This is a genomic window from Corallococcus exercitus (assembly GCF_003611585.1).
Taxonomy (GTDB): Bacteria; Myxococcota; Myxococcia; order Myxococcales; family Myxococcaceae; genus Corallococcus; species Corallococcus exercitus.
Window position 1 is genome coordinate 1 of the sequence record NZ_RAVW01000954.1, and the last position, 381, is coordinate 381.

Annotated in this window: 1 protein-coding gene; it reads left to right on the top strand. The window is 74.0% G+C overall.

Annotated features, from left to right (window positions below):
• Positions 1-381 (top strand): alpha/beta hydrolase (locus D7W79_RS46705; RefSeq protein ID WP_500681263.1); only part of this gene is annotated, 381 nt, incomplete at both ends.

A 381-nucleotide genomic window follows, 5' to 3' on the forward strand; every position in this document is an offset into this window, starting at 1 on the left:
GGGCCAGCCAGGGCGTGCGGGGCACCGGCGGGGCGCTGGTGGAGGACGCGGAGGCCGCGATGCGGGTGGCGCTGGAGAACGCGGGCACGTCCGCGCTCGCGGTGGCGTCGCTGCACGGCGGGGCCCGGGTGGCGCTGGCGCTCCAGGAGCGGCACCCGGCGGTGGGCGGACTGTGTCTGGTGGCGCCGGATGTGGACCCGCTGTCGCTCGTGCGACTGTCGTGTCCGCTGCTGGTGATTGTCGGGGCGGAGGACACCCGGGTGCCCCTGGCGGCGCTGGCCGCCGCTGTCGCCGAGGCCGGTGGGGATTTAGAGGTCATCGACGATGCCGGGGCGACCTTCCATCGCAACCCTGTCTCTTATACACCTCTGACGCTGGCGA